The organism is Anaerospora sp., from assembly GCF_032013335.1.
Lineage (GTDB): Bacteria > Bacillota > Negativicutes > Sporomusales > DSM-15969 > Anaerospora.
This window is the reverse complement of sequence record NZ_DALZUO010000002.1, coordinates 252,647-272,807: the sequence shown is the minus strand read 5'-3', so window position 1 is coordinate 272,807 and position 20,161 is coordinate 252,647. Positions and strand designations below refer to the sequence as shown.

The following is a 20,161-nucleotide window of genomic DNA, read 5'->3' as shown; positions in this document are numbered from 1 at the left end:
TCTGTACAGAGAGGTTCTGCGGTGTTATCCAACGTTAAAACTGATGGTCATTTTTGTGCTTCATTATATAAGGGAAATGGTTTACGTATCAGGCTGATAACGATACGGTACAAGTGCCATGCCTGCCCCGGCAAATCTTCATTTATTACTACTTATGGCGGGGATGGTAATGAGTATGAAGGAGCTCATGCGATTTATGGCTAAGCGGTTTACCTAAATACTCATCATACAAAGCTTTTACAGCCGGATTTTCATGCGACTTCCGGATCGTCAGCCTGCGATCGGCTTGGTACAAACCGGCCATTCGTGCTTCCTTAACAGCCTTTGTGGTACCCCAGGGCTGACGCTACTATTCACAGCTTGCCGCCTCTAGGAAATTGTGCTAGTAAAATAATTCTCTAGATAATTGACAAAAAGCCTCTGGAGCGGCGATAACACCATTTCTTTTTTGAAAGCAAGCTGAATTTCTCGGGAAAATTCCTGCTGTTCAAGGTCATATACCTTGATTTGCCCAAGTTTTTCATAGGCAGTGGCAGCCACTTTGGAAACGAAAGATACCCCCATCCCATGTGACACCGCTGACAGGATGCTCTGGGTGTCGTAGAAGTAAGCTACGACATTCAGATTCTGGACGCAAACGCCTTGCTTCTGCAGCAATTGCTCCATTTCCACGCGGGTGCCGGAGCCGTCCCCGCGCATCACAAAAGGCTGCTGTCGTAAAAACGCTGCCAGGTTGCGCTGCATTTCCCCTTTATTAATTATCATAGCCTTAGGAGCGATCATTACCAGCGTATCTCGATAAAACGGAACCGTTATCAAGTTGCGGGAATGGACGCTTGTACCCACTACGCCAAAATCATACCGGTACCCTAAAAGACCTTCAAAAACCTGCAGGCTGTCTGCCTGGTGGACACGAAACACGACATGAGGATATTGTTTACGAAAGGCCGTAATGATTTCCGGCAGCAAGAACTGAGCAGGCACGCTAGAGGCTAAAATACTAATTTCTCCATTCACTTCATGGTCAACCTTACTGGCACTGCTAATGGCCTCATCACGCAGGACAAGAATATTTTTAGCACGGTGGAACAGCTCTTTACCTGTTTGGGTTGGATACACCGCCTTGGTGGAGCGTATCAACAGCTGCGCACCAATCTCATTCTCCAGAGAACTGATGTGGGCGCTGATGGTCGGCTGAGACAAATAGATCATGTCGGCTGCCTTGGAAAAGCTGTTGTGCTGAACCACTGCAATAAAGGCTTCCAATTGTTTCATTTCCATCTTTGCTACCCTCCCTCAAAATCTGCACAAGCGCCTGTAGATGCAGTACGCTTTTTGTTCCGTATTACTTGCATAAGTCATCAACCTTACTTGTTTTGCCGGTATGTCATACACTCCGCCAGTATTGATGCTGACGGAGTGTATGGACAATTTTTTAAATTTTTACCTCAAAAAGAGTTGGGGTTTCAATCGGGGTGGTCAAGGCATCCAACGCGACACCTACCCGGTGGCGGCGCAGCCTATGCTGCTCGTCCTTGGGGGTGGATGGATTGCCAAGAGGATATGGAATGGAGATGGTTGGAACCAGACGATTCACACCGACTGTTTTCGCCACAGGAATCAAGTTCGCCATCTGGACGATGGTAATTCCTGCCCGTTCGATTTCTCTAGTCATCGTTGCGCCGCAACGTGTACAAGTACCTCAGGTGGAGGTCATGATAGCAGCGTGGATGCCATCATTGATCAGTTCCTGTGCAATTTCTCTTCCCATCCGGGCAGCCTCGGCCTGCGTCGTTCCGGTGCCGACTGTGGAGTAAAAGTATTTATAAACACCGCCGATTTTTCCTTCCTTGGTAAACTCCTGCATTACGTCCAGGGGGACAATGACATTAGGATCATTATTGGCGGCCGCAGGATCAAAACCCGCATGAATAGTCATATACTGACCCTTTTGCAAAGCATCCAATTCTTCTACATTATACTTGCCCCACTTGGTGGCCGAAGCCGATTGAATGCGGTCAGGATTACCGACAGGCACGATACCGCCTGAGGTGATCAGCGCCACTTTACTGTTTGCCAGTTCCTGTGCCGGAATCGCAGACGCGATAGGAGCCCGGTCAGATTTAGGAATACGCAGCTCTGTCTGATACGGTTCGCCGTTTACTTTCTTCAGCAGCATATCAATTACCCGGTCAGTAGCATTAACCGGAGGGTTCAGCCAGACCTGCTCACGAATGCCACGACCGAAATATCCCTCTTCATCCGCTGAACACAGGGGTTCTTTCGCTAGAAGACGTTTCGCAAAATTAGCCATTGCAGCTACGTCCTTTCTCATTGCAGCAGCACTGGCACCGCCCTTGAAAATGTACATTTCCTTTTTATACATTTCTACGCCAGGGTTTTCATCGTTCATCGAAGTAATAACCGGAACGCCGAATTTCTTTTGTACAGCTGAGCAGATATGTCCGCAAGCTGCCCCGTAACGTCCTGCTCTAAAGGCGGGACCGGCAAAGAAAACGTCGAACTCCTTACCTTCTAAAAAGCCCAGAATACGCTTGATTGCTTCTTCTGTATTGGAGCCGATAAAATTGTCGCCGCAGATGATCGTATGCGTCAATTGCACTTTGTCTCCTAAAGCGGCTTGCAGGGCAAGGCCCGGCCCTACTACACCCTCGCGCAGTTCCGGCTCGTGGTCGGCAAATTCTTCGCCGCCAATTTGTCCGAAGAACTGATTGATATACAGGATCGTTTTCACACGGTTCCCTCCTTAAAATTCCTTCATTGTTTTAGTAGACCAGCCAACAACCTGGTCACCGCAGAACATGGCATTATTCTCCATTACAATGGAACCATCCGGTTTCACCGAAGGTCCTAACAACTCATCGTTGCTCCAGCCTCCGGAAAGACCGTCCCGTCCGAGGGATTCCAGTTCTCCCAGCACCACCTTCATCGGCGGCAGCTTAATTAAACTGGATACGTTACCGCAGGAAACAATGGCGTTAGCTTTCTCGTCTAACGATACCAGCGGCTGGCTAGCGCCATCCCGCCCGGTGCACTCATTGGTTAGACCTACCGTTTTGACACCGACGTCCTCCAAGGCGACAATGCAGGCAGTAAAGTCTGCGTCCGGGTTGCCGTAGCCCTCTTCAACCACAATCGCGCTGTCTGCCCCCAGGCTTTTTGCCATTTGCGCAACAAACAGGGCAGAACGTTCTTTCTGTTCCAGCGCTACATTCAAGTTGGACATAATCACGCCCAGGAAGTTCAGTGTCTTGCTATGCTCCTTATACAACCTTTTAATCATAGGGAAATTTTGAAAATCATAAGTGGACCATTTCGAAGAGCAAGGCATAAAAGAGCCGGAAATCATCGCTCCATCAAGCACCTCATTGGGGTGCATAAGGGTAGGCAGCATATGATTGCAGTCCCAGCCATAATTGAGATCGTTATAGCCCATCTCCTCCATTTGCGATTGAGGCTGCAATACCAGTACAACACTGGGCAGCTCACTGACCGCACTGTCGCGCTTGGTAATAGGAGGAAGCTCATAAACTTCTGTCTCTACCGGCTGCAAATCCTTAGTGCACTCGCCCAGATATTCCGCCAACCGCATGCCGGCCCAACGCAGTGCCCGGTTTTTCTTTTGCTGTTCCTTTTGTTCGAACAATTCGTCAGTATCAGCCACTAGTACAAGGTTTTTTATTTGTGAATAAAACGTGTACTTGGCGCCTTCTCCGCTCATATCAATCAAACCATCCTGAAAACCGCCCCAGTGCTTCCCGACGACTAAAACACTCATGTCCTTGAGAGCGTAAGTAGTTCCATTGCCGGCCTGCAGCAGCTTGCCGGTTACGCCTGGGAACACCGGGCCGCCGCCAACACGGTACCGGGGCTCAATTGCCTCCTTTACCGGAACCAAACGAACCTCGTCGCCTGGCTTTACGATATGCAGCTCAGCCTCAGTGATATGGCTGTCTTCCCGCACTACCGCCAAAGCTTCCTCTCTATTGACTGTCAGGATTCCGTCGACGTATGCTGTTTTATCGCCGAACTGTATGTCCCTTACAGGGAAATTCACGATATCCAGTCTCATTGTAACAGTCCTTTCGTATTATATTTATATCCGAAGGTCACTGATAATTTTTTTCAGGCAAAGAACAATATCCGCAAATTCTTCAGCCTCAACGGTCCGCAAATCCAACTGCAGGCAGTCATCTGTTATGCGCGCAATAATAGGAATAGAGTTTTCCCTCAGCCTGATCTCTAACCTGTTGGGAGTAATCCCTTCCATGTTGATAGCGACAGCGTACGACTCTAACTCCACAGCCGGCAGGGAACCGCCGCCTACCCGGGCGGTGCTCTTTACCACACTGCACCGGCACCCGGTTCCGGCCAGTAAGCCGGCAAGCTGTTCCGCCTTTTCCTGGACAACCGCTGCTGGCTGAGCGATCATACGTAATGTCGGGATGTTCGCGACAGCCTTCGCGGGATCGAGATATTGACGCAGTGTAAATTCCAGCGCAGCCAGAGTCAGCTTGTCGATGCGTAAGGCCCGCAGCAGATGATTCTTTTTCATTGCTGCTATATAGGCTGACTTCCCTACGATAATTCCTGCCTGCGGACCTCCCAGCAGCTTATCGCCGCTGAAGCAGACCAGATCTGCCCCCTGCCTGACGCACTGCGCCACTGTTATCTCACCGGTTATCCCATAAGGAGTTAAATCCGCCATCAGACCACTGCCCAGATCATAGATTGATGGCAAGTGATTGTTCCGGGCAATTTCCGCTAGCTCCCGCATTTCCACCTCTGCTGTAAAGCCAATAATTTTATAGTTGCTGGTATGTACCTTCAGCAAGGCGCCGGTATCTGCGGAAATTGCATCAATATAGTCGGAAGGGTGCGTTTTGTTGGTAGTACCTACCTCTACCAGCTTGCAGCCGCTGGCTGCCATAATGCTGGGAACACGGAAGGAACCGCCAATTTCTACTAGCTCTCCCCTGGAGACCACAACCTCACGGCCTTTGGTAATGGAATCCAGCACAAGATAAACAGCAGCAGCGTTATTATTCACAATCAGTGCGGCTTCGGCTCCAGTCAGGCGGATGAGCAAGTCTTCCACATGTTGATAACGCGATCCCCGGCTGCCATCGTCAAGATCGTATTCCAGATTGGAATACCCGCAGCCCACCCGGGTCAGCATGTCAGCGCAGCCTTCAGACAGTCGCGCCCTGCCCAGATTGGTATGGAGGATTACGCCGGTGGCATTAACGACACCTCGCAAATGGGGTTGTGACTGCCGTTCCAGTTCCTGCCGGATACCGGCGAGTAATTCTTCCTGATTGCAGCAATCCCGTTCACCGGCAACAATGCTTTCGCGATAGCGGCCCAGTTCTTCTTGCATTACCGACTTTACCAGGCTGCGCGGCAGATCGACGGCTTCATTTTCTATTGTTCTCAGGAGGTCATCCATCTTCGGTAAAGAACGCAAACATTGATGCATTGTCATAGAAAAAAGCCTCCTAGCAAAAGCTGTTGTTACTCGCCAATATATCCTTTGCCAAGCAAAATGCTCCGCGCCTGTTTCACTTTCGAATCGGAGAGCAGAATTACCGGCCCGGTGCAGCCCATGCCGCTTTCGGCATAGATGTTTTCTTTCCACAATGCCTGTACTGCGCTCTCCAAATCCAAAATTTCAATGCCATGAATTTCCGCCGTCACCACTTCCTTCGGTGGTGATGCTACTGCTTCAGCTGCTTCTCCCGCTTGCTTTTGAACTTGGCAGCCAGCTAAAATAGCATCAAGGCCTGCCTGTCTGGCCGCATTGAGTTCTATCGCAAAAACCCGTTGGTAATCGCCTCGAACCAATTCGGCTGCGAACTCAATGGCTCCCTTAACAACTGGAGCACCAGAAGCACGGGACACAATCAATATTAGTTTATTAAAACCGTCTCCCATTCCCGGACCGTATCCGTAACCGACAGATTCATAGTTGCCGCCGGTATGATAGGAAGAAAATAACTTCATTAAAATATTGCCTGTTAATGAATCAGTGACCATTACATCACAGGAACCCATTAAAAGGTCGTTGCCCCGCATGACAGCACCGCCGTCGCTTCTGCCAGAGGTTGCAAACCGGATAGGATAACCGTTGGCTTGCAGCCGCTGCAGCTGCATTTCAGCCTGCCGGGCGCCATCGATGTTGAGCAGCCCTACCGTTGGTTCGGCCACTCCGCAGGCTTTAGCGGTAGCAATACCGTACAACGCATTGCGTACAAGCCCTTCTACCCGGTCCAGAGCCGTCGTGCCGGTGGTAGTGGCAATATACATGACCTTACCCTTGGCCGGAGTAATTACCCGTCCCACAGTGGACACCCCGATCGGAAAAGGGTAATGCATGGTTACGCTGCCTTGAACAGCATCGCTGATCAATAACTTTTCCAGCTCTTTATGCCCTTCCTCTTCCGTGGAAACGCATACCGTTTCCACACCAGGATAACCTCCGGTTTTCGTGCCAATGACCTTCACCTGAATGCCCTGGGCCGCCGCCATAGCGGCAGCCTGGTAAAGCTCATCCTCGCCATGCTCACTGCCCAGAGCGGTGAGAGCAATAACAGCACTCGGCGTTTCAGCGCTATTTTCCAGCATATCCGCCATCTTTAGAAAAGTACCGGCAATGATGCGGTTAATATCTTTGTCCGCCATAGCGTCACTCCTCCAGCTTTCCGGCAAGATGTCCTGCAAAGTCCCGCAGGGACGCAGCAATCAGCTGTTTTACCCGCTCTTCCGTAATACCCGTTTCCTGGGATACACCACTATTTTTCTGGAGCACAACAGAAATACCATCAAACAAGTTAGTCATACGTCCTAAAAACAGGCTTCCCTTACCTACAAACATGGCACGTTCTATTTTTCCTGCCAGCATTTCCTGCCGAGCAAACCCCAGATAAGGAACGCCGGAAGGAATATGACCTTGCGTTGGAGCCCAGCCGACCATGCCGTGTTTTTCCACAAAAGCGTTAAGTTCAGCCTTCTGAATTTGGCCCTTCATAGCTGCCAGTGCACCAATCATTTTATAATTTGACTCCGGTACATTACCTGCTCCAGCAGGTTTTGTGATATCAGGATTCTGCATTTCGAGTGAATATTTATCCACATCGGTTAACTTAAGCCCTGCCCGCTCCAAAGGAGCAAAGGTCAGCGAAGAGATAACATTTTGCGGCGACGAACCGGTGCCTACGGTATGACGGCCAATAATATCCGTATTGAATTCCGGGTTAATACCGTCATTTTCTGATATGAGAACTGCAAACCCTGCGACACAATCCTCTAAAATCGGCAGTCCTTTTTTCAGGTGATCCTTGCCATTCATACCCAGCTTAGCGGTGGAACCGCCTGCTGTTACCAGCACATTTTTAAAGACCCCCGCCTTGACCAAAGAGGCAGCCATTACCAGTGCATGGCTGGGACCGGCGCAGAAACCGCGTACATCACTGCCGGTAGCATTAGTGAGTCCTGCGATTTCGGCTGCAGCTTTTGCAAAGTTACCGCCGCCACGCTGATTCATATCGCCGCAGGCTTCCTCGGAGCACTCAATTACATAATCTATTTCCGTTTTATTCACACCGGACTGATGGATTAAATGGAGGATAGATAATACGCAGGATACCTTGGAGACCAGATTTTCAAAAATGACATGTGCTGACAGTGTTTCGTCAATATCATGAGCTGCTTTCACGCAGCCAACTACTTCGCCCCGCAGATGAATCGCCTCAGCCCCAGCGTGTTGAATCAATTCTGCAATCTCCGCCGCACCAGTAGGTTTATCCAATCCTGTCAGCAAAGCGTTATCTACCAGTGGATGTGCCATCAGCTTTGTCTTAACAGCTTGGCAGACGCTTTCATTAAGCTTAACCAGGTCAAACACATCGCAGACCTTCATCATACCGATGAATTCGTCCTCGGGCATAATTTCCCCGAATGCTCCCTGCCGTTTTGCCTCGACGCGCTTGTCATACCAGGGCATAGGCAGTGCTGCAAGCTCTTCGGGTGTCATATTGCCGATATAAACCTGATTGGGCGGATAGGCCACGCACGCCTCATAGTCTCGTATATTCCCGCCGATTTCCTTTAGATAGCTGGAATCGGGATCAATTTTCCTTTGGGTAGTCTGGGTCGTGCCATTGTGAATCACCATTTCTGGCGCATGCGCCAGAAAATAGCTCGTTCCCTTGAGTATACTGTACATGGAAAACATCCTTTCCATTAAAGATTGAGCGTGCGGTAAAAGCTAGGGCCTGATAAGAGATCCATTTGTTTTACCGCACGCGTCATCGGTGTCTTTCGCAATGAAAGCCTAGAATTTGCAGTACTGATCGCGAATTGATTTCATCTCTTCGATGATGTTGTCCACATCCAGCACCATTTCCATCATACTGATTTGTTCTTCATATACCTGTGAATCTACTTCGTCCTTCACTTCCGGCTCACATATATGGTATACTCTCAGTCCCAACTGGACTCCCGCCAAAGGACCTGCAAAAGTGGGGTCGCCGGCAGTTACAGTTTCGGCTGCTAGTCCTGCAGCTTCACCCTCGGCTGCGCCGAGAAGGATTACGATGTTGTCTGCACCGAACTCCTCTGTAAACTCCTTAACCCTCTTCTGATTCTCCAGGTCCATAGCGCCCGCAGCAGTTCAGACAAAGCATTCTGTTGATGAGAACACTACGTCTGCGCCCGCGGTTTGCGCACACAATGCGATCGCGGGGCCGGGGATGCCGTCCCTGTCGCCGATAATAATGACTTTTTTGTCTTTCAGCAACATAACTTGATTCCTCCTACATGTAATTTATTTAAACAGTTACGGCTAATACCGCTGCTGTCAAATACAAAATATACTAACTATATTTTTTAAGCATTTGTTCCACATTTTCTGCTGTAGCCTCTTCTTTTACCAGTTCATCCACTTTGGTGCCGCCTTTATAGATAGCAATTACCGGCAGACCTAAAATCTTCTGGCCGATAGCCAACCGCCGAGCGGCTGTGGTGTTGAGTTTAGTGAATTTGATTGTATCCCCATAGTTTTTTTCTAATGCTTCAATATGGGGCAGCAAAGCCTGGCAAGGTACGCAGCCATCACCAAAAAAGTCTACTAATACTGTGCCCTCTGCTTTAAGTACCTCAGGTTCAAATGTTTCTTTGTCAACAACTAACATAATGACACTCTCCTTTTTTGTCTCGATATATCGAGCAATCGATCTTAGTGTTCTAAATATTTTTCCACCATCATCGCGGCTATTGCGCCGTCTGACGCGGCGGTTACTACCTGGCGAACATCTTTAACCCGGATGTCACCGGCGGCAAATACGCCGGGAACATTGGTTTCCATTCTTTCATTAGTCGGTATGTAGCCATTCTCCAGCGCAATGGCTCCCTCAAACAGGCTCGATTGAGGCAAAAAGCCGATAAAGCCAAACACACCAAAGGTGCCATCCTCTTCCGGAGCCTCAATCTCTGTTTCCTCGCCTGTTTTCAGATTCTTTATGACCATGGCTTCCAGCAAGCCGTCGCCTTTTAATTTGGTGATGACAGTGTCCCACATAAAACTGATTTTAGAATTTTTCAGCGCCTTCTCCTGAATGGACCTGGCCGCCCTCAGCTGATCCCGGCGATGGATTATGGTTACTTTACGGCCGAATTTAGTTAGATACATTGCTTCTTCCACCGCGGTATCGCCGCCGCCAACCACATAAATATCCATATCTTCAAAGAAATTGCCGTCACAGGTGGCGCAATAGGAAACGCCTTTACCGATGAGTTCTTTTTCTCCTTCACAGCCAATAGGGCGTGGGAATGCGCCGGTAGCGATAATTACGCTGCGGGCACGGTATTCGCTTTTTTTGCCTTTAAGCACTTTGACATCACCGGAAAAGTCGACTGCAGTAATAGTATCCAGGGCGCGTTCCACACCGAACTTTTCGGATTGATGGGTCATGCGCGCTACCAAGGATACGCCCGATTCCTCTTCTATACACCCAGGATAATTTTCGACCTCGGAAGTGATCACAATCTGCCCGCCGTCCTTCTCCTTTTCAATCAGAAGAGTATTCAAACGGGAGCGACCGGCATATAGTCCTGCTGACAACCCAGCCGGGCCGGCACCTATAATGACAACATCGTAAATTTGCATGATATCTCCCTTTCCTTCCTCACAGCAACACCCGCTCTTCGCCCCTACGGGTGGTAAATTTTTCACGATCCATTTTTTCCAGCAACAGTAATGCATACTTCCTGCTGGTTGCCAGGCTGTCCCGGAAATCAGACAACCGAATGGCTCCTTCTGTACAGGCCAGCCCGGCGGCGGTTTCCTTGGCCTGTGCATATAACTCTCTCAATAAAATGACATGTCCGTCTACGGCCATGAAATCTGTTTGCATTAAAGCTTCCAATACCGCCAGTCTGTCTTTATCGTTACCGGCAAGCTCATAATCTGTAAGCGGAGAATAACCCGCTTGTTGCACTGCAGCAAGCATTTCATCCCGAATACTGCCCATTTTTTTTGAAAATACGGGTACAAAGCCTGTTTTATAAAGCATCAAACCGCTTTGCCCAATCTGGCCAGTCCCCTTCATCCAGCTCTGCAGCCACTCAAACTCTCTGGGATGACCGGCAAATTCCAACCGCGCCTGTAATTCAGCCTTAGTCATTCCAGCCCGCAAAGGATATTGGATATGATAAGCCTCCAGAATATTTAGCGTCTGTTCCAGCAAGGCTTGCAGCGCCTCAACATGGGCAACCCGATTTTCAAACAACACAATCCTGCCTGATTGCAGCAATAGCTCAAAATATTTGTCCGTATCTTCGATGTTGGAGACAGCAGCAACTGCCTCCTTATCACCGAACAAATTCTCCCATGAGAATACTTCCAGGACCTGCTGTGGAGTGCCTTGATCCTTGATTTTCATGATATTTAGAGCCTGTTCATCCGTATAGCCAGACCGCTTAGCGGCCGGATCGATTATCCTGCCGCCGCCGATAGTCTGAACCGGAGACAGACTCCGCAGCACAAAGCGGTCGGATTTACGGGCAATCACAGGTGACTCCGTCAGGATCTTGGCATAACATTCCTCACCAGGATATATCTCTTTGCGCCCCATGAAGATTACCTTTGCTAAGACCTCGGTTGCACCCAGATACAGTTTGTGCTGCTCCAGGCGCTTGACCGGCTTACTGGCATCAGCAGCGACAGAAAGATGTACATCCAAAACGCACGTGGCTTGCACTGAGCCTTGCTTGGCAATTACGCATCCCCGGCGAACTTCTTCCACCGATACGCCGCCCAGATTGAGGGCAGTCCGCTGTCCGGCGCGGGCAGTAGTAACTGTCTGCTCGTGAATTTGAATCCCTCTTACTTTAACTGGAAGCCCTTCTGGATAAATCGCCAGTTCATCATTTAAGTTAATCGATCCTTCGTGCAGTGTACCGGTAACAACGGTCCCGAATCCCTTGATTGAGAAGACCCGATCTACGGGTAATCGCGAGGGTCTGGTAACAGCCTCCCGCCGTACCCCTGCCGCCATACCATTTAACAAGGCTAGTATTTCTGGGATACCCTGCCCGGTAATCGAATCGACCTGCACAACAGGTGCATGTTTCAAAGAGGTAGTCGCCAGATATTCTTTTGTGTCCTCCACGACCAGTTCCCGAAAATCGTCCTCTACCATACCAATTTTTGTAATAACCACAATGGCCTGTTGAATCCCAAGATACTGCAGAATATGAATATGCTCCCGGGTTTGCGGCATAATGCCTTCACTCGCAGCGATTACTACCATGGCAATATCAATACCGCCCGCTCCGGCCAGCATATTTTTAATAAACCGCTCATGACCCGGCACATCAACAAAACCAGCTGTTTTTCCACAAGGAAGCTTGCAATAGGCAAAGCCTAAGTTGATGGTAATACCACGCCGCTTCTCTTCTGCCAGCGTATCTGTGTCAAAACCGGTCAGAGCCTTTACCAATGTTGTTTTGCCGTGATCAATGTGTCCGGCAGTTCCAATTACAATACTGTCCATATGCACCTCAGCCGTATACGGCAATATTGTGATCGACGCGCTCCACCACTTCGCCAACCATACACGCAGCAAGCGACAGAGTGTTCAGCTCCGCCAGCAGTGCAACTGCATCGTCTGGGGCTACACTAATGAGCAGACCGCCGGAAGTCTGGGGATCAAACAGTATTTCTTCCATAGCGGGGGACACATTGGTAAATGCTACCTTCTCCTGTAAAAATGCCCGGTTTTTCTGACCGCCGCCGGTAATCAGAAATTCCTCCGCCAACTGCCACGCCTCTGGTATGTATAATACCTGCCGACTGTCCACCCGGATCGAATAACCGCTTGTTACCATTTCATTCAGATGCCCCAAAAAACCGAATCCAGTTACATCCGTGCAACTGTGGATGTTGTAGCGGGCTGCTATTTCAAAAGCATATTTATTAAGCGTTTGCATAGATTCCACTGCCTGTTCGTAGCTTTCACGGGACGCCGCTCCTGCCTTATAGGAAGAAGTCACCATCCCCACGCCGAGAGGCTTCGTTAACAAAATCCGGTCACCAATCCGGCAGCGGTTGTTAAACATAATCCGGCCAGGATGGACAACTCCGGTGACCGAAAGGCCGTATTTTGGCTCTTTATCATTGATAGAATGACCTCCACAGAGCACGCCGCCGGCCTCTTTTACCTTTTCTGCTCCGCCTTGCAAGATTGCTCCGAGAATAGCGGGGTCCTCATCTTCAGGAAAACAGACAATATTTAAAGCTGTTTTTACCTGACCGCCCATGGCATAAATATCGCTAAGCGCATTAGCGGCAGCAATTTTGCCAAATAAATAAGGATCATCAACCATGGGTGGAAAAAAATCCAAAGTCTGGATTACCGCCAGATCATTTTGAAGACGGTAGACTGCACCGTCGTCGGAAGTGTCAAAGCCTACTAGCAAATCAGGATCGTTAAAAGAAGGAATATTGGCAACAGCATCCTTGAGAAGCCCTGGCGGCAACTTGGCAATGCAGCCTCCACAAGAAGTAAACTTATTCAGTTTTCTAATATCCATAACGGTTCCTTTCTGCTTGACGTACAGCACTTGGTATTCTTTTGTTGCTAAACATCTTCCTCATTAAGAGCTTTATAAATGCAATAGCACATAGCCAGCATAATCAGCATGAACGGAAAAGCCGCGGCAATGGAAGCTGTCTGCAATGTTTTGATGGCTCCAATACCGCCAACCAAAACCAGCATGATCGTAACAGCCCCCTGCGTAATCCCCCAGAAGCTGCGCAATTTTGTACTGGGGTTCATTTCTCCGCCTGAGGTCAGCATACCCAGTACATAGGTAGCAGAGTTTGCTGCACCTGCAAACGATGCTACGATCAGAACAATCGCCAGTGGGGCGGTAAGTGCATAAAATGGCATGTGTTTAAGCGTAACAAAAAGTGCGGTTGTATAATCCGCTTTAACTGCTGCCTGAATGGCACCATTGGATAATTCATCCAGGTAGAAAGCAGCTCCGCCGTATATTCCCAGCCAAATGAGGCAAAATCCCGCTGGAAGCAGCGTAACTGCGAAAATGAATTCGCGAATAGTGCGGCCCTTGGAAACACGGGCTATGAATTGACCGACAAACGCCGCCCACGCAATATACCAAGCCCTGTAGAATACCGGCCATGCTTGAACCCAATCCGTATTCCCCATCCACAGGCTCTGTGCGATGAAATTTTGCAGATAATCGCCAACCGCATGGGTAAAAAGATTCAATTGGAAAACCGAACCACCGACGAGGAAGATAAACACCATGAAAACAATCGAAAGCCAAACCTTAATGTCGGCAACTAGTTGCATTGCTTTGTGTAATCCAGAGACAGTAGCAAATGTAAATATCACAGTCATTACCGCTATAATAATGGCAATCATCCCGGGCGACGACGGGATTCCCCAGATAAACTGCAAACCGGAGGCAATCTGGTTAGCTCCTAATCCTAAGCTGGTAGCGATACCAAATATAGTGGCGAATACGGTAAGAACGTCAATTGTCTTACCGATTGGTCCGTAAATGCGATCACCAATGAGTGGATAGAAAACCGAACTGATCAGGCATGGCAGACCTTTCCTAAATTGGAAGTAGGCCAGGGCCAAACCACAAAGCGCATAAATAACCCAGACATGGACACCAAAATCGTTAAATGCAATCCGCATGGCTAAGAACATGGCTTCTGCGGTCTTGCCCGTTCCAATAGGAGGGGACATATAATGCATCATGGGTTCTGCAATCGACCAAAAAACCATGCCAATTCCCATCCCACTGCCGAAGAGCATGGTAAACCACTGGAAATTACTGAATTCCGGTTTCTCGTCATCCTGGCCGAGCTTGATACTGCCATAACGGCTAATGGCAATACTATACAGAGTAATCATAAAGATAAACACTGACATGAGATACATCCAACCGAAATTGCCGGTTAAAAATGCCATTACCGTATTTGATGCTTTTCCCATCTGAGCAGGTAGTATGATACTAATTGCTACAAATAGTAAAGATATAGCAGCAGATACATACAGAACAACGTTTTTTTGCGAGCCTTGGTTATTTGCCATCATTATCCTTCCCCTCCCAAAAACATACAGTATTGGTTGCGAATAGATTTCATTTCTTCGACAATGCTGTCAACGTCCAGCACCATTTCCATCATACTGATTTGCTCTTCATACACCAGGGGATCGACTTCAGCCTTCACTTCCGGCTCACATGCATGATATACGCTTAGTCCCAACCGGACTCCCGCCAAAGGACCTGCAAATGTGGGGTCGCCTACTGTTACGGTTTCAGCTGCCAGTCCTGCCGCCTCACCCTCGGCTGCACCAAGAATGACTACGACATTTTCCGCACCGAATTCCTCCGCAAACGATTTAACCCGCTTCTGGTTTTCCAGATCCATAGCGCCCGCAGCAGTTCAGACAAAGCATTCTGTTGACGAGAATACTACGTCCGCACCCGCTGTTTGCACACATAGTGCAATCGCAGGCCCGGGGATACCGTCCCTGTCGCCAATAATAATGACTTTTTTGTCTTTCAGCAACATTACCTGATTCCTCCTTATATAGTTTTATTTAAACAGTTGAGGCCGGTTCCACAGCTGTTAAATATACTGCAGCGCTAAAAAGCCATTTTAGCAAAGTTACCGTTTTCAGGCTTAACTTTGCTAAAATGGCTAAAAGCAACGCAAAAAGCTGTCAATGTAATGTTAAACACTGACAGTACACATGACTCCCTATTGAAGCAGACAGAAAAAGTACTAAGCGCTAAAAACGACAAAGATAGTGTCGCCAAAACGTACAGCACAGTACGAATTTGTGAGCTTTGATCGCTCGATCTGATTTGTTTTTCAGATAATTGAAGATAAACTTCTGGCTCACAAGTGTGGCATACGCTCAGTCCCGACCGGACTTCCGCCAACAGATCCGCAAAAGAAAGATCAGTGGCGCCTGAAGTGGATCAGACAAAGTATTCTATCGATGAGAATGCTTTGTCTGCACCCATGGCTTGCGCATTCAATGCGATCATGTCGGCAGGGATGCCGTCCTTGTCGCCGATACTAATGACTATTTTGTCTTTCAGCAACATGATTTGACTCCTCCTACCTTATAATTCTTCAATACTTTGCTTATAAGGAATATTCATACCCAATTCTCGTCTACTTGTCATAACATTTTTTTTGGCGGAAGCATATGGGAATCGAACCCACCCACGACTGTTCGGCCGCAACACAGTTTTGAAGACCGGTAGGCACACCAGTACCTCTCTGCTTCCATATTTGCCGTTTGTCGACAATCGTTTATGTTATTATATTACTATTTAGATAATTCAAAAACAACATGAATTTTAATCAATTTGCGATGTTTTTTAAATCAATAGTCACAAAAAACAAAGAATAGCACGATTTTTCACAATATAGCTTATTATTTCATTATTAGGAAACTAGTGAAAATTACTACTACTTATGGGCCGAACTGCTGCAAGCCGGTGTTGTACTACTAAGTTGGCAGCCACACTCAAAATAGTGACAAATACCGTCGCACCGCAGTATTAATGCATTTACCGCTCTTTGATCCGCAAAAAGGAACAAAAAAACTGTCAATGTAACAAAACACTGACAGTAAGTGAACTCGTTTCAGCAAAGCTGAAGACGCAAAAGGACAGGTGGTGTGTCTGCTCCACCTGTCCTTTCACCTCTATTATCTCGGGTATCTTGACTCACTGATTAGATAAGCAAAGCGAAAAGTTATCCCCTAAGTTGTCATTTGCGTATTATCAGGGTATACTCGCTACTGCTGCTGCTGCTTTCAACCTGGTACTGCTTAGACTTAGCGAACGCAATGATCTTTTCCCTGGCAGCGGCTTCATCAACAATAATGGATACCATCTCCGCTTTTTCTAGTGCTTTCTTGGTCTCCAAAAGCGGCATGGGACAACTTAGACCTCTTAAATCCAATTTTTTCTCCATGTTTAACCCTCCACAGTAATAGTCAGTTTTTCTCTAAAAGCATAGCCAATGCCAGAAGTGACTACAATTCCGGCCACTATGGCCACTTGTCCGTTCAAAGCTACACCTGCCGGACTTCCGGCAAGATTGAAGCTGTGAGCGATTCCGGCCCCGGCCAGCATGCCTACTAAGCAGAACAAAGCATCCACATCCCCTTCCCCGGTCATGATGATTTGCCTAAGCGGGCAGCCACCGGCCAAAACAGCCGCCAGGCCAGTGAGGAACAGCCCTAGAAAGTTCCACAGGTGCATCGTATGTGCAAGAGGCTGTGATGCATACGACAACTTGAAAAAGCCAAAATATTGGTTGCCGGCAAGAGCAGCAAGAAAAATGACAACATATATCTTGAGCTGATAGGTATCTTGTACCAAAATATAATCGCGAATGCCACCGCTCAAGCACATCCGGCTCCGCCATGCTAATGCTCCAGCCGCTATACCTGCTATCAGACTCATGATAACCGGCGCATGTAACGAACCGGGGCCGCTAGCACTAAATTTCAAAAATACCGCTTGCGTACCCACACCCACTGTCAAAATAACTGCCCCGACAGCAGCCAGATAGCCGGCAGCCCCCTTCGCGCCGGTATAAGAACGGGCCCGGCCCAGATTGTAACCGTTCTTCAGAAAAACTGCTCCGGCAGCAACGCCGGCGGCAAAGCCGGCGAGGCCTGTCAGGCCGTTCAAATCTCCTCCGGCCAGCCGCAAAATACCTCTCAGTGGGCAACCCAAAAATACCAGTGCTCCCACCATCATCATCGCACCCAGAACAAACCGGAGCGCCGGGTTCGAACCACCCCGCGGACGAAACTCGCCGCTGATTTTTGCAAGACTGAATGAACCCAGAATAAACCCTAATACTTCCGGTCTGGCATACTGCAGCGCTGCTGCTTGATGAATGCCCAGTGCCCCGGCAATATCCCTAAGCTGACAAGCAGCACAAAAACCATAATTTCCTGGATTGCCTGATTTCACCAATAGGACCGACCCCAGTCCAAATACAATCCCGGTCAAAGCAATAATCATCCAGTACATAATAACCCTCCCAATAAAATCTTGTAGTAAATCCACTAAGCTCATCCGATTTATCCATTTAATTCGCCCCTGCCATATCACCTTCACCAAGCAAACCTACAGCATCTGCCCTGCATCGGCGGCAATGAAAGATTTGCGGCATGTGACCGGATATCGATTTTCGTATGAAGGCCATTTCGGCCTCGGTAGGAGTCACATGTTCCGCCAAAGGGGTACCTTGAACAGGAATCAAGGGTATGCAGTTCATTTTATCGGCTCCCCACATGGCTACCTTTGCAGCAATATCAGGAATATGATCGGTATTAATACCGGGAAGTACGACCGTATTTATCTTAACGATCAAACCTCGCTGCTTCAAACCGACAACAGCCTCCTCCTGCCGATTGAGAAGTATTTTTCCGGCTTCAAGACCCTGATAAAGCCGGTGATTGACGGTAACTGAAGCATATATCTTTTGACCAATATGAGGGTCAACAGCATTGACCGTTACTGTGACATGGGTCACTCCGGCGGCAACCAGTTCGTCAATATGGCTCGGCAGGTTAAGTCCATTAGTAGATACACAGATTAAAAGTGTGGGATGAAGAGCGTGAACGGCACGGAGCGTCTCCAGTGTTCTGTCCAAGTCGCAAAGCGGGTCTCCCGGTCCAGCGATTCCCACCACGACAATATCTTTTCGCTGTTGCAAAAGTCTGTTTAAAGCCGCTAGCGCTTCAGCCGGCTGGAGAATGTGCCGTGTCACTCCCGGCCGGCTTTCATTTACGCAAGCGTAAAGCCTGTTGCAGAAGTTGCACTGAATGTTGCAGTTTGGCGCCACTGGTAGATGAATTCGTCCCCAGTGGGCACTGGCCTTTCCGTGAAAGCAGGGGTGCTGTTCAAGAGATCTGCGATCGCGCAGTTTTGTCATTGATTTGCCTCTTTTCACCAAATTTTATAGCATCAATAGGGCAAGCTTGCAAACAGTCACCGCAATTAGTGCAATTCATTTCATCAGGCCGGGTCCCCATCACACACACCCGCAGGCAGGCGTTGCAGTCATTGCAGGCATTGGTTTTGAAGACGCGTAAAATCGCCATCCCTTTAAAAAGCTCAAGCAAACCGCCGGTGGGACAAATAAAACGGCACCACATGTTGGCCACCAGCAAACCCGCTGCTGTCAGCCCCAATACCATAAACGTGCGAACCAGCCAGGCAGCAGAGGCATTTTCGAAAGAAAGCCGGAGCGAGCTCCAGAACTCACCAACCCGTATCGGCACCATCATTCTGGGGTTGTTGAAGCCAAACCAGATGATGGCAACTGCAAGCAAGGCAATAACCATCCCGATCGGAGCAAAACTCACAAGTTGATTGCGTGTGCGCAGCTTTGACCACGAAAACTTACCGATGATTTGATTAATGAAGCCGCCGGGACAGAGCCAGCCGCAGAAAAATCGTCCGGCAAGCAAAACCGATACGGGCAGCAACAGCCAAAATCCCCAGAAGTAACTGGTGATCCTTCCCCAGCAAGTGATGACCGGACAAACCTGGCAATTTACAAAAGGAACAAGAAAAGGACAGCGAAAAACACCGTAATAAGCCCATTGTCCCAAAACAGCCAGCATGGATAGTTGAACCCCTGTACGAACCTGGGAAAGTCGGGCTGGGTTTATACGCTCAGTTTGATTAGACATCTTTTACCCCCAGCTGTTCGACAAGCATCTGCCCTTTTGCAGAGCTGGCAGGAATGAAGCCATGCTTCTCAAAAATCGCCTGCCCCTCACCGGAACAAATAAAATTCACGTAATCATCGGCCAACGCACGATCTTTTGCATACTTCATTACGCCGATAGTGAATGTTAATGGGCCGGGAGGAAACAAATTCTCCGGAATGGGTATCACTCTTACTTTCCCGGAAAATGCGTCCTGGCGGGTAAGACGCCGCTCCACAATAGAGACTGCACCCTCGCCGTTTATGATTGCCGGCATCATTTTGATGACACAACTTTCCTTTTTAATCATATTTTTGAGAACCGCCCGGTCAATGTTTGCTTTTTTGAGTATACCCATAACGGCGTCCCCGCCCGGAGGCGAAGCACCAAGCGGCAAAATCACCTTGACTTCCGGCCGTGCAAGATCCTGAACCGATTGGATTCCTGCCGGATTGTCCAGTGGTGTGATTAAAACATAGTCCGTAAAGCACAGCGGCCTGAAATATAGCATCTTATTATCTGCCCGTAGTGTTTTAGCCAGTTGCAATACCCGTCCGGCAAAGATCTCTGTGACCGCTCCGCCGATAAGGGATTTCCCTAGGGCAGCAGCGAAGGCCCCGGTATAATTGACCTGAATGCCGTTTCGCTGCTCATACAGGTTGTTAGCTTCCATGAAAGCTTCAGATAGCCCTCCGCACGACCATACCTGCAGCGAATCGGCCTGGAAGCGGCCTGCATATAACAAGCCGGGTACCGCACTTGCAACAGCAAGGGAGGCTATACCGGCCTTAAGGAACGATCTTCTATTTAATCCTTCTTTTTTATCGCCCATAATTAGCTCC

21 protein-coding genes and 1 tRNA gene are annotated in these 20,161 nt (G+C 48.6%); 1 reads left to right on the top strand and 21 read right to left on the bottom strand.

Annotation, left to right across the window (positions count from 1 at the left end; all coding sequences use genetic code 11):
- Nucleotides 1–204: hypothetical protein (locus RTR76_RS03380; RefSeq protein ID WP_312516772.1), on the top strand; the 204-nt coding region annotated here is incomplete at its 5' end.
- Here RTR76_RS03380 and RTR76_RS03375 read toward each other — a convergent pair.
- The 21 genes from RTR76_RS03375 to RTR76_RS03275 all read right to left on the bottom strand — a co-directional run bounded on the left by RTR76_RS03375 (nt 149) and on the right by RTR76_RS03275 (nt 20,151).
- Nucleotides 149–304 (bottom strand): iron hydrogenase small subunit, encoded by a 156-nt coding sequence (locus RTR76_RS03375; protein WP_312516693.1) that lies wholly within the window; start codon nt 302–304, stop codon nt 149–151. The genes RTR76_RS03380 and RTR76_RS03375 overlap by 56 nt on opposite strands.
- A 65-nt stretch (nt 305–369) precedes the next feature.
- Nucleotides 370–1,281, bottom strand: coding sequence for a selenium metabolism-associated LysR family transcriptional regulator (locus RTR76_RS03370; protein ID WP_312516691.1), 912 nt, complete (start codon nt 1,279–1,281; stop codon nt 370–372).
- A gap of 154 nt (nt 1,282–1,435) precedes the next feature.
- Nucleotides 1,436–2,755, bottom strand: coding sequence for a betaine reductase selenoprotein B (gene grdH, locus RTR76_RS03365; RefSeq protein ID WP_312516689.1), 1,320 nt, complete (start codon nt 2,753–2,755; stop codon nt 1,436–1,438).
- Nucleotides 2,756–2,767: 12 nt separating this feature from the next.
- The gene (locus RTR76_RS03360; RefSeq protein WP_312516687.1) at nt 2,768–4,093 is read right to left on the bottom strand and encodes a glycine/sarcosine/betaine reductase component B subunit; all 1,326 of its coding nucleotides are present in this window, start codon (nt 4,091–4,093) and stop codon (nt 2,768–2,770) included.
- 24 nt (nt 4,094–4,117) lie between these two features.
- Nucleotides 4,118–5,506, bottom strand: coding sequence for an L-seryl-tRNA(Sec) selenium transferase (selA, locus tag RTR76_RS03355; RefSeq protein WP_312516685.1), 1,389 nt, complete (start codon nt 5,504–5,506; stop codon nt 4,118–4,120).
- A gap of 29 nt (nt 5,507–5,535) precedes the next feature.
- Nucleotides 5,536–6,702, bottom strand: a complete 1,167-nt coding sequence (gene grdD / locus RTR76_RS03350) for a glycine/sarcosine/betaine reductase complex component C subunit alpha (RefSeq protein ID WP_312516683.1) — start codon at nt 6,700–6,702, stop codon at nt 5,536–5,538.
- A 4-nt stretch (nt 6,703–6,706) separates the two neighbouring features.
- Entirely contained in the window at nt 6,707–8,245 is a 1,539-nt protein-coding gene (grdC, locus tag RTR76_RS03345) for a glycine/sarcosine/betaine reductase complex component C subunit beta (protein WP_312516682.1), read from the bottom strand.
- Between the two features lie 108 nt (nt 8,246–8,353).
- Entirely contained in the window at nt 8,354–8,821 is a 468-nt protein-coding gene (grdA, locus tag RTR76_RS03340) for a glycine/sarcosine/betaine reductase complex selenoprotein A (protein WP_312516679.1), read from the bottom strand.
- 73 nt (nt 8,822–8,894) lie between these two features.
- The gene (locus RTR76_RS03335) at nt 8,895–9,212 is read right to left on the bottom strand and encodes a thioredoxin TrxA (RefSeq protein ID WP_312516677.1); all 318 of its coding nucleotides are present in this window, start codon (nt 9,210–9,212) and stop codon (nt 8,895–8,897) included.
- Between the two features lie 44 nt (nt 9,213–9,256).
- Nucleotides 9,257–10,186 carry a thioredoxin-disulfide reductase gene (gene trxB, locus RTR76_RS03330; protein WP_312516675.1) on the bottom strand — a complete coding sequence of 310 codons (930 nt, stop codon included), beginning with the start codon at nt 10,184–10,186 and terminating at the stop codon, nt 9,257–9,259.
- A gap of 19 nt (nt 10,187–10,205) precedes the next feature.
- Nucleotides 10,206–12,074, bottom strand: coding sequence for a selenocysteine-specific translation elongation factor (gene selB, locus RTR76_RS03325; RefSeq protein ID WP_312516673.1), 1,869 nt, complete (start codon nt 12,072–12,074; stop codon nt 10,206–10,208).
- A gap of 7 nt (nt 12,075–12,081) precedes the next feature.
- Nucleotides 12,082–13,113: a selenide, water dikinase SelD gene (selD, locus tag RTR76_RS03320; RefSeq protein WP_312516671.1), complete on the bottom strand. Its 1,032-nt coding sequence runs from the start codon at nt 13,111–13,113 to the stop codon at nt 12,082–12,084.
- 47 nt (nt 13,114–13,160) lie between these two features.
- Complete coding sequence (locus RTR76_RS03315) at nt 13,161–14,654, bottom strand: BCCT family transporter (protein ID WP_312516670.1); 1,494 nt, start codon at nt 14,652–14,654, stop codon at nt 13,161–13,163.
- Nucleotides 14,654–15,136 carry a glycine/sarcosine/betaine reductase complex selenoprotein A gene (gene grdA, locus RTR76_RS03310; RefSeq protein ID WP_312516668.1) on the bottom strand — a complete coding sequence of 161 codons (483 nt, stop codon included), beginning with the start codon at nt 15,134–15,136 and terminating at the stop codon, nt 14,654–14,656. The genes RTR76_RS03315 and grdA (RTR76_RS03310) overlap by 1 nt, the downstream gene beginning before the upstream one ends.
- A gap of 413 nt (nt 15,137–15,549) precedes the next feature.
- Complete coding sequence (locus RTR76_RS03305; protein WP_312516666.1) at nt 15,550–15,678, bottom strand: hypothetical protein; 129 nt, start codon at nt 15,676–15,678, stop codon at nt 15,550–15,552.
- A gap of 92 nt (nt 15,679–15,770) precedes the next feature.
- A tRNA-Sec gene (locus tag RTR76_RS03300) sits at nt 15,771–15,864 on the bottom strand.
- A 487-nt stretch (nt 15,865–16,351) separates the two neighbouring features.
- On the bottom strand, nt 16,352–16,558 hold the full coding sequence (locus RTR76_RS03295; protein ID WP_312516664.1) for a sulfurtransferase TusA family protein: 207 nt from the start codon (nt 16,556–16,558) through the stop codon (nt 16,352–16,354).
- A 2-nt stretch (nt 16,559–16,560) separates the two neighbouring features.
- Entirely contained in the window at nt 16,561–17,631 is a 1,071-nt protein-coding gene (gene yedE / locus RTR76_RS03290; protein WP_312516662.1) for a YedE family putative selenium transporter, read from the bottom strand.
- 58 nt (nt 17,632–17,689) lie between these two features.
- Complete coding sequence (locus RTR76_RS03285) at nt 17,690–18,538, bottom strand: radical SAM protein (RefSeq protein WP_312516660.1); 849 nt, start codon at nt 18,536–18,538, stop codon at nt 17,690–17,692.
- Nucleotides 18,507–19,301 carry a 4Fe-4S binding protein gene (locus RTR76_RS03280; protein WP_312516658.1) on the bottom strand — a complete coding sequence of 265 codons (795 nt, stop codon included), beginning with the start codon at nt 19,299–19,301 and terminating at the stop codon, nt 18,507–18,509. The genes RTR76_RS03285 and RTR76_RS03280 overlap by 32 nt, the downstream gene beginning before the upstream one ends.
- The gene (locus RTR76_RS03275) at nt 19,294–20,151 is read right to left on the bottom strand and encodes a substrate-binding domain-containing protein (RefSeq protein WP_312516656.1); all 858 of its coding nucleotides are present in this window, start codon (nt 20,149–20,151) and stop codon (nt 19,294–19,296) included. Before RTR76_RS03275 ends, RTR76_RS03280 begins: the two co-directional genes overlap by 8 nt.
- Between the last annotated feature and the right edge of the window lie 10 nt (nt 20,152–20,161).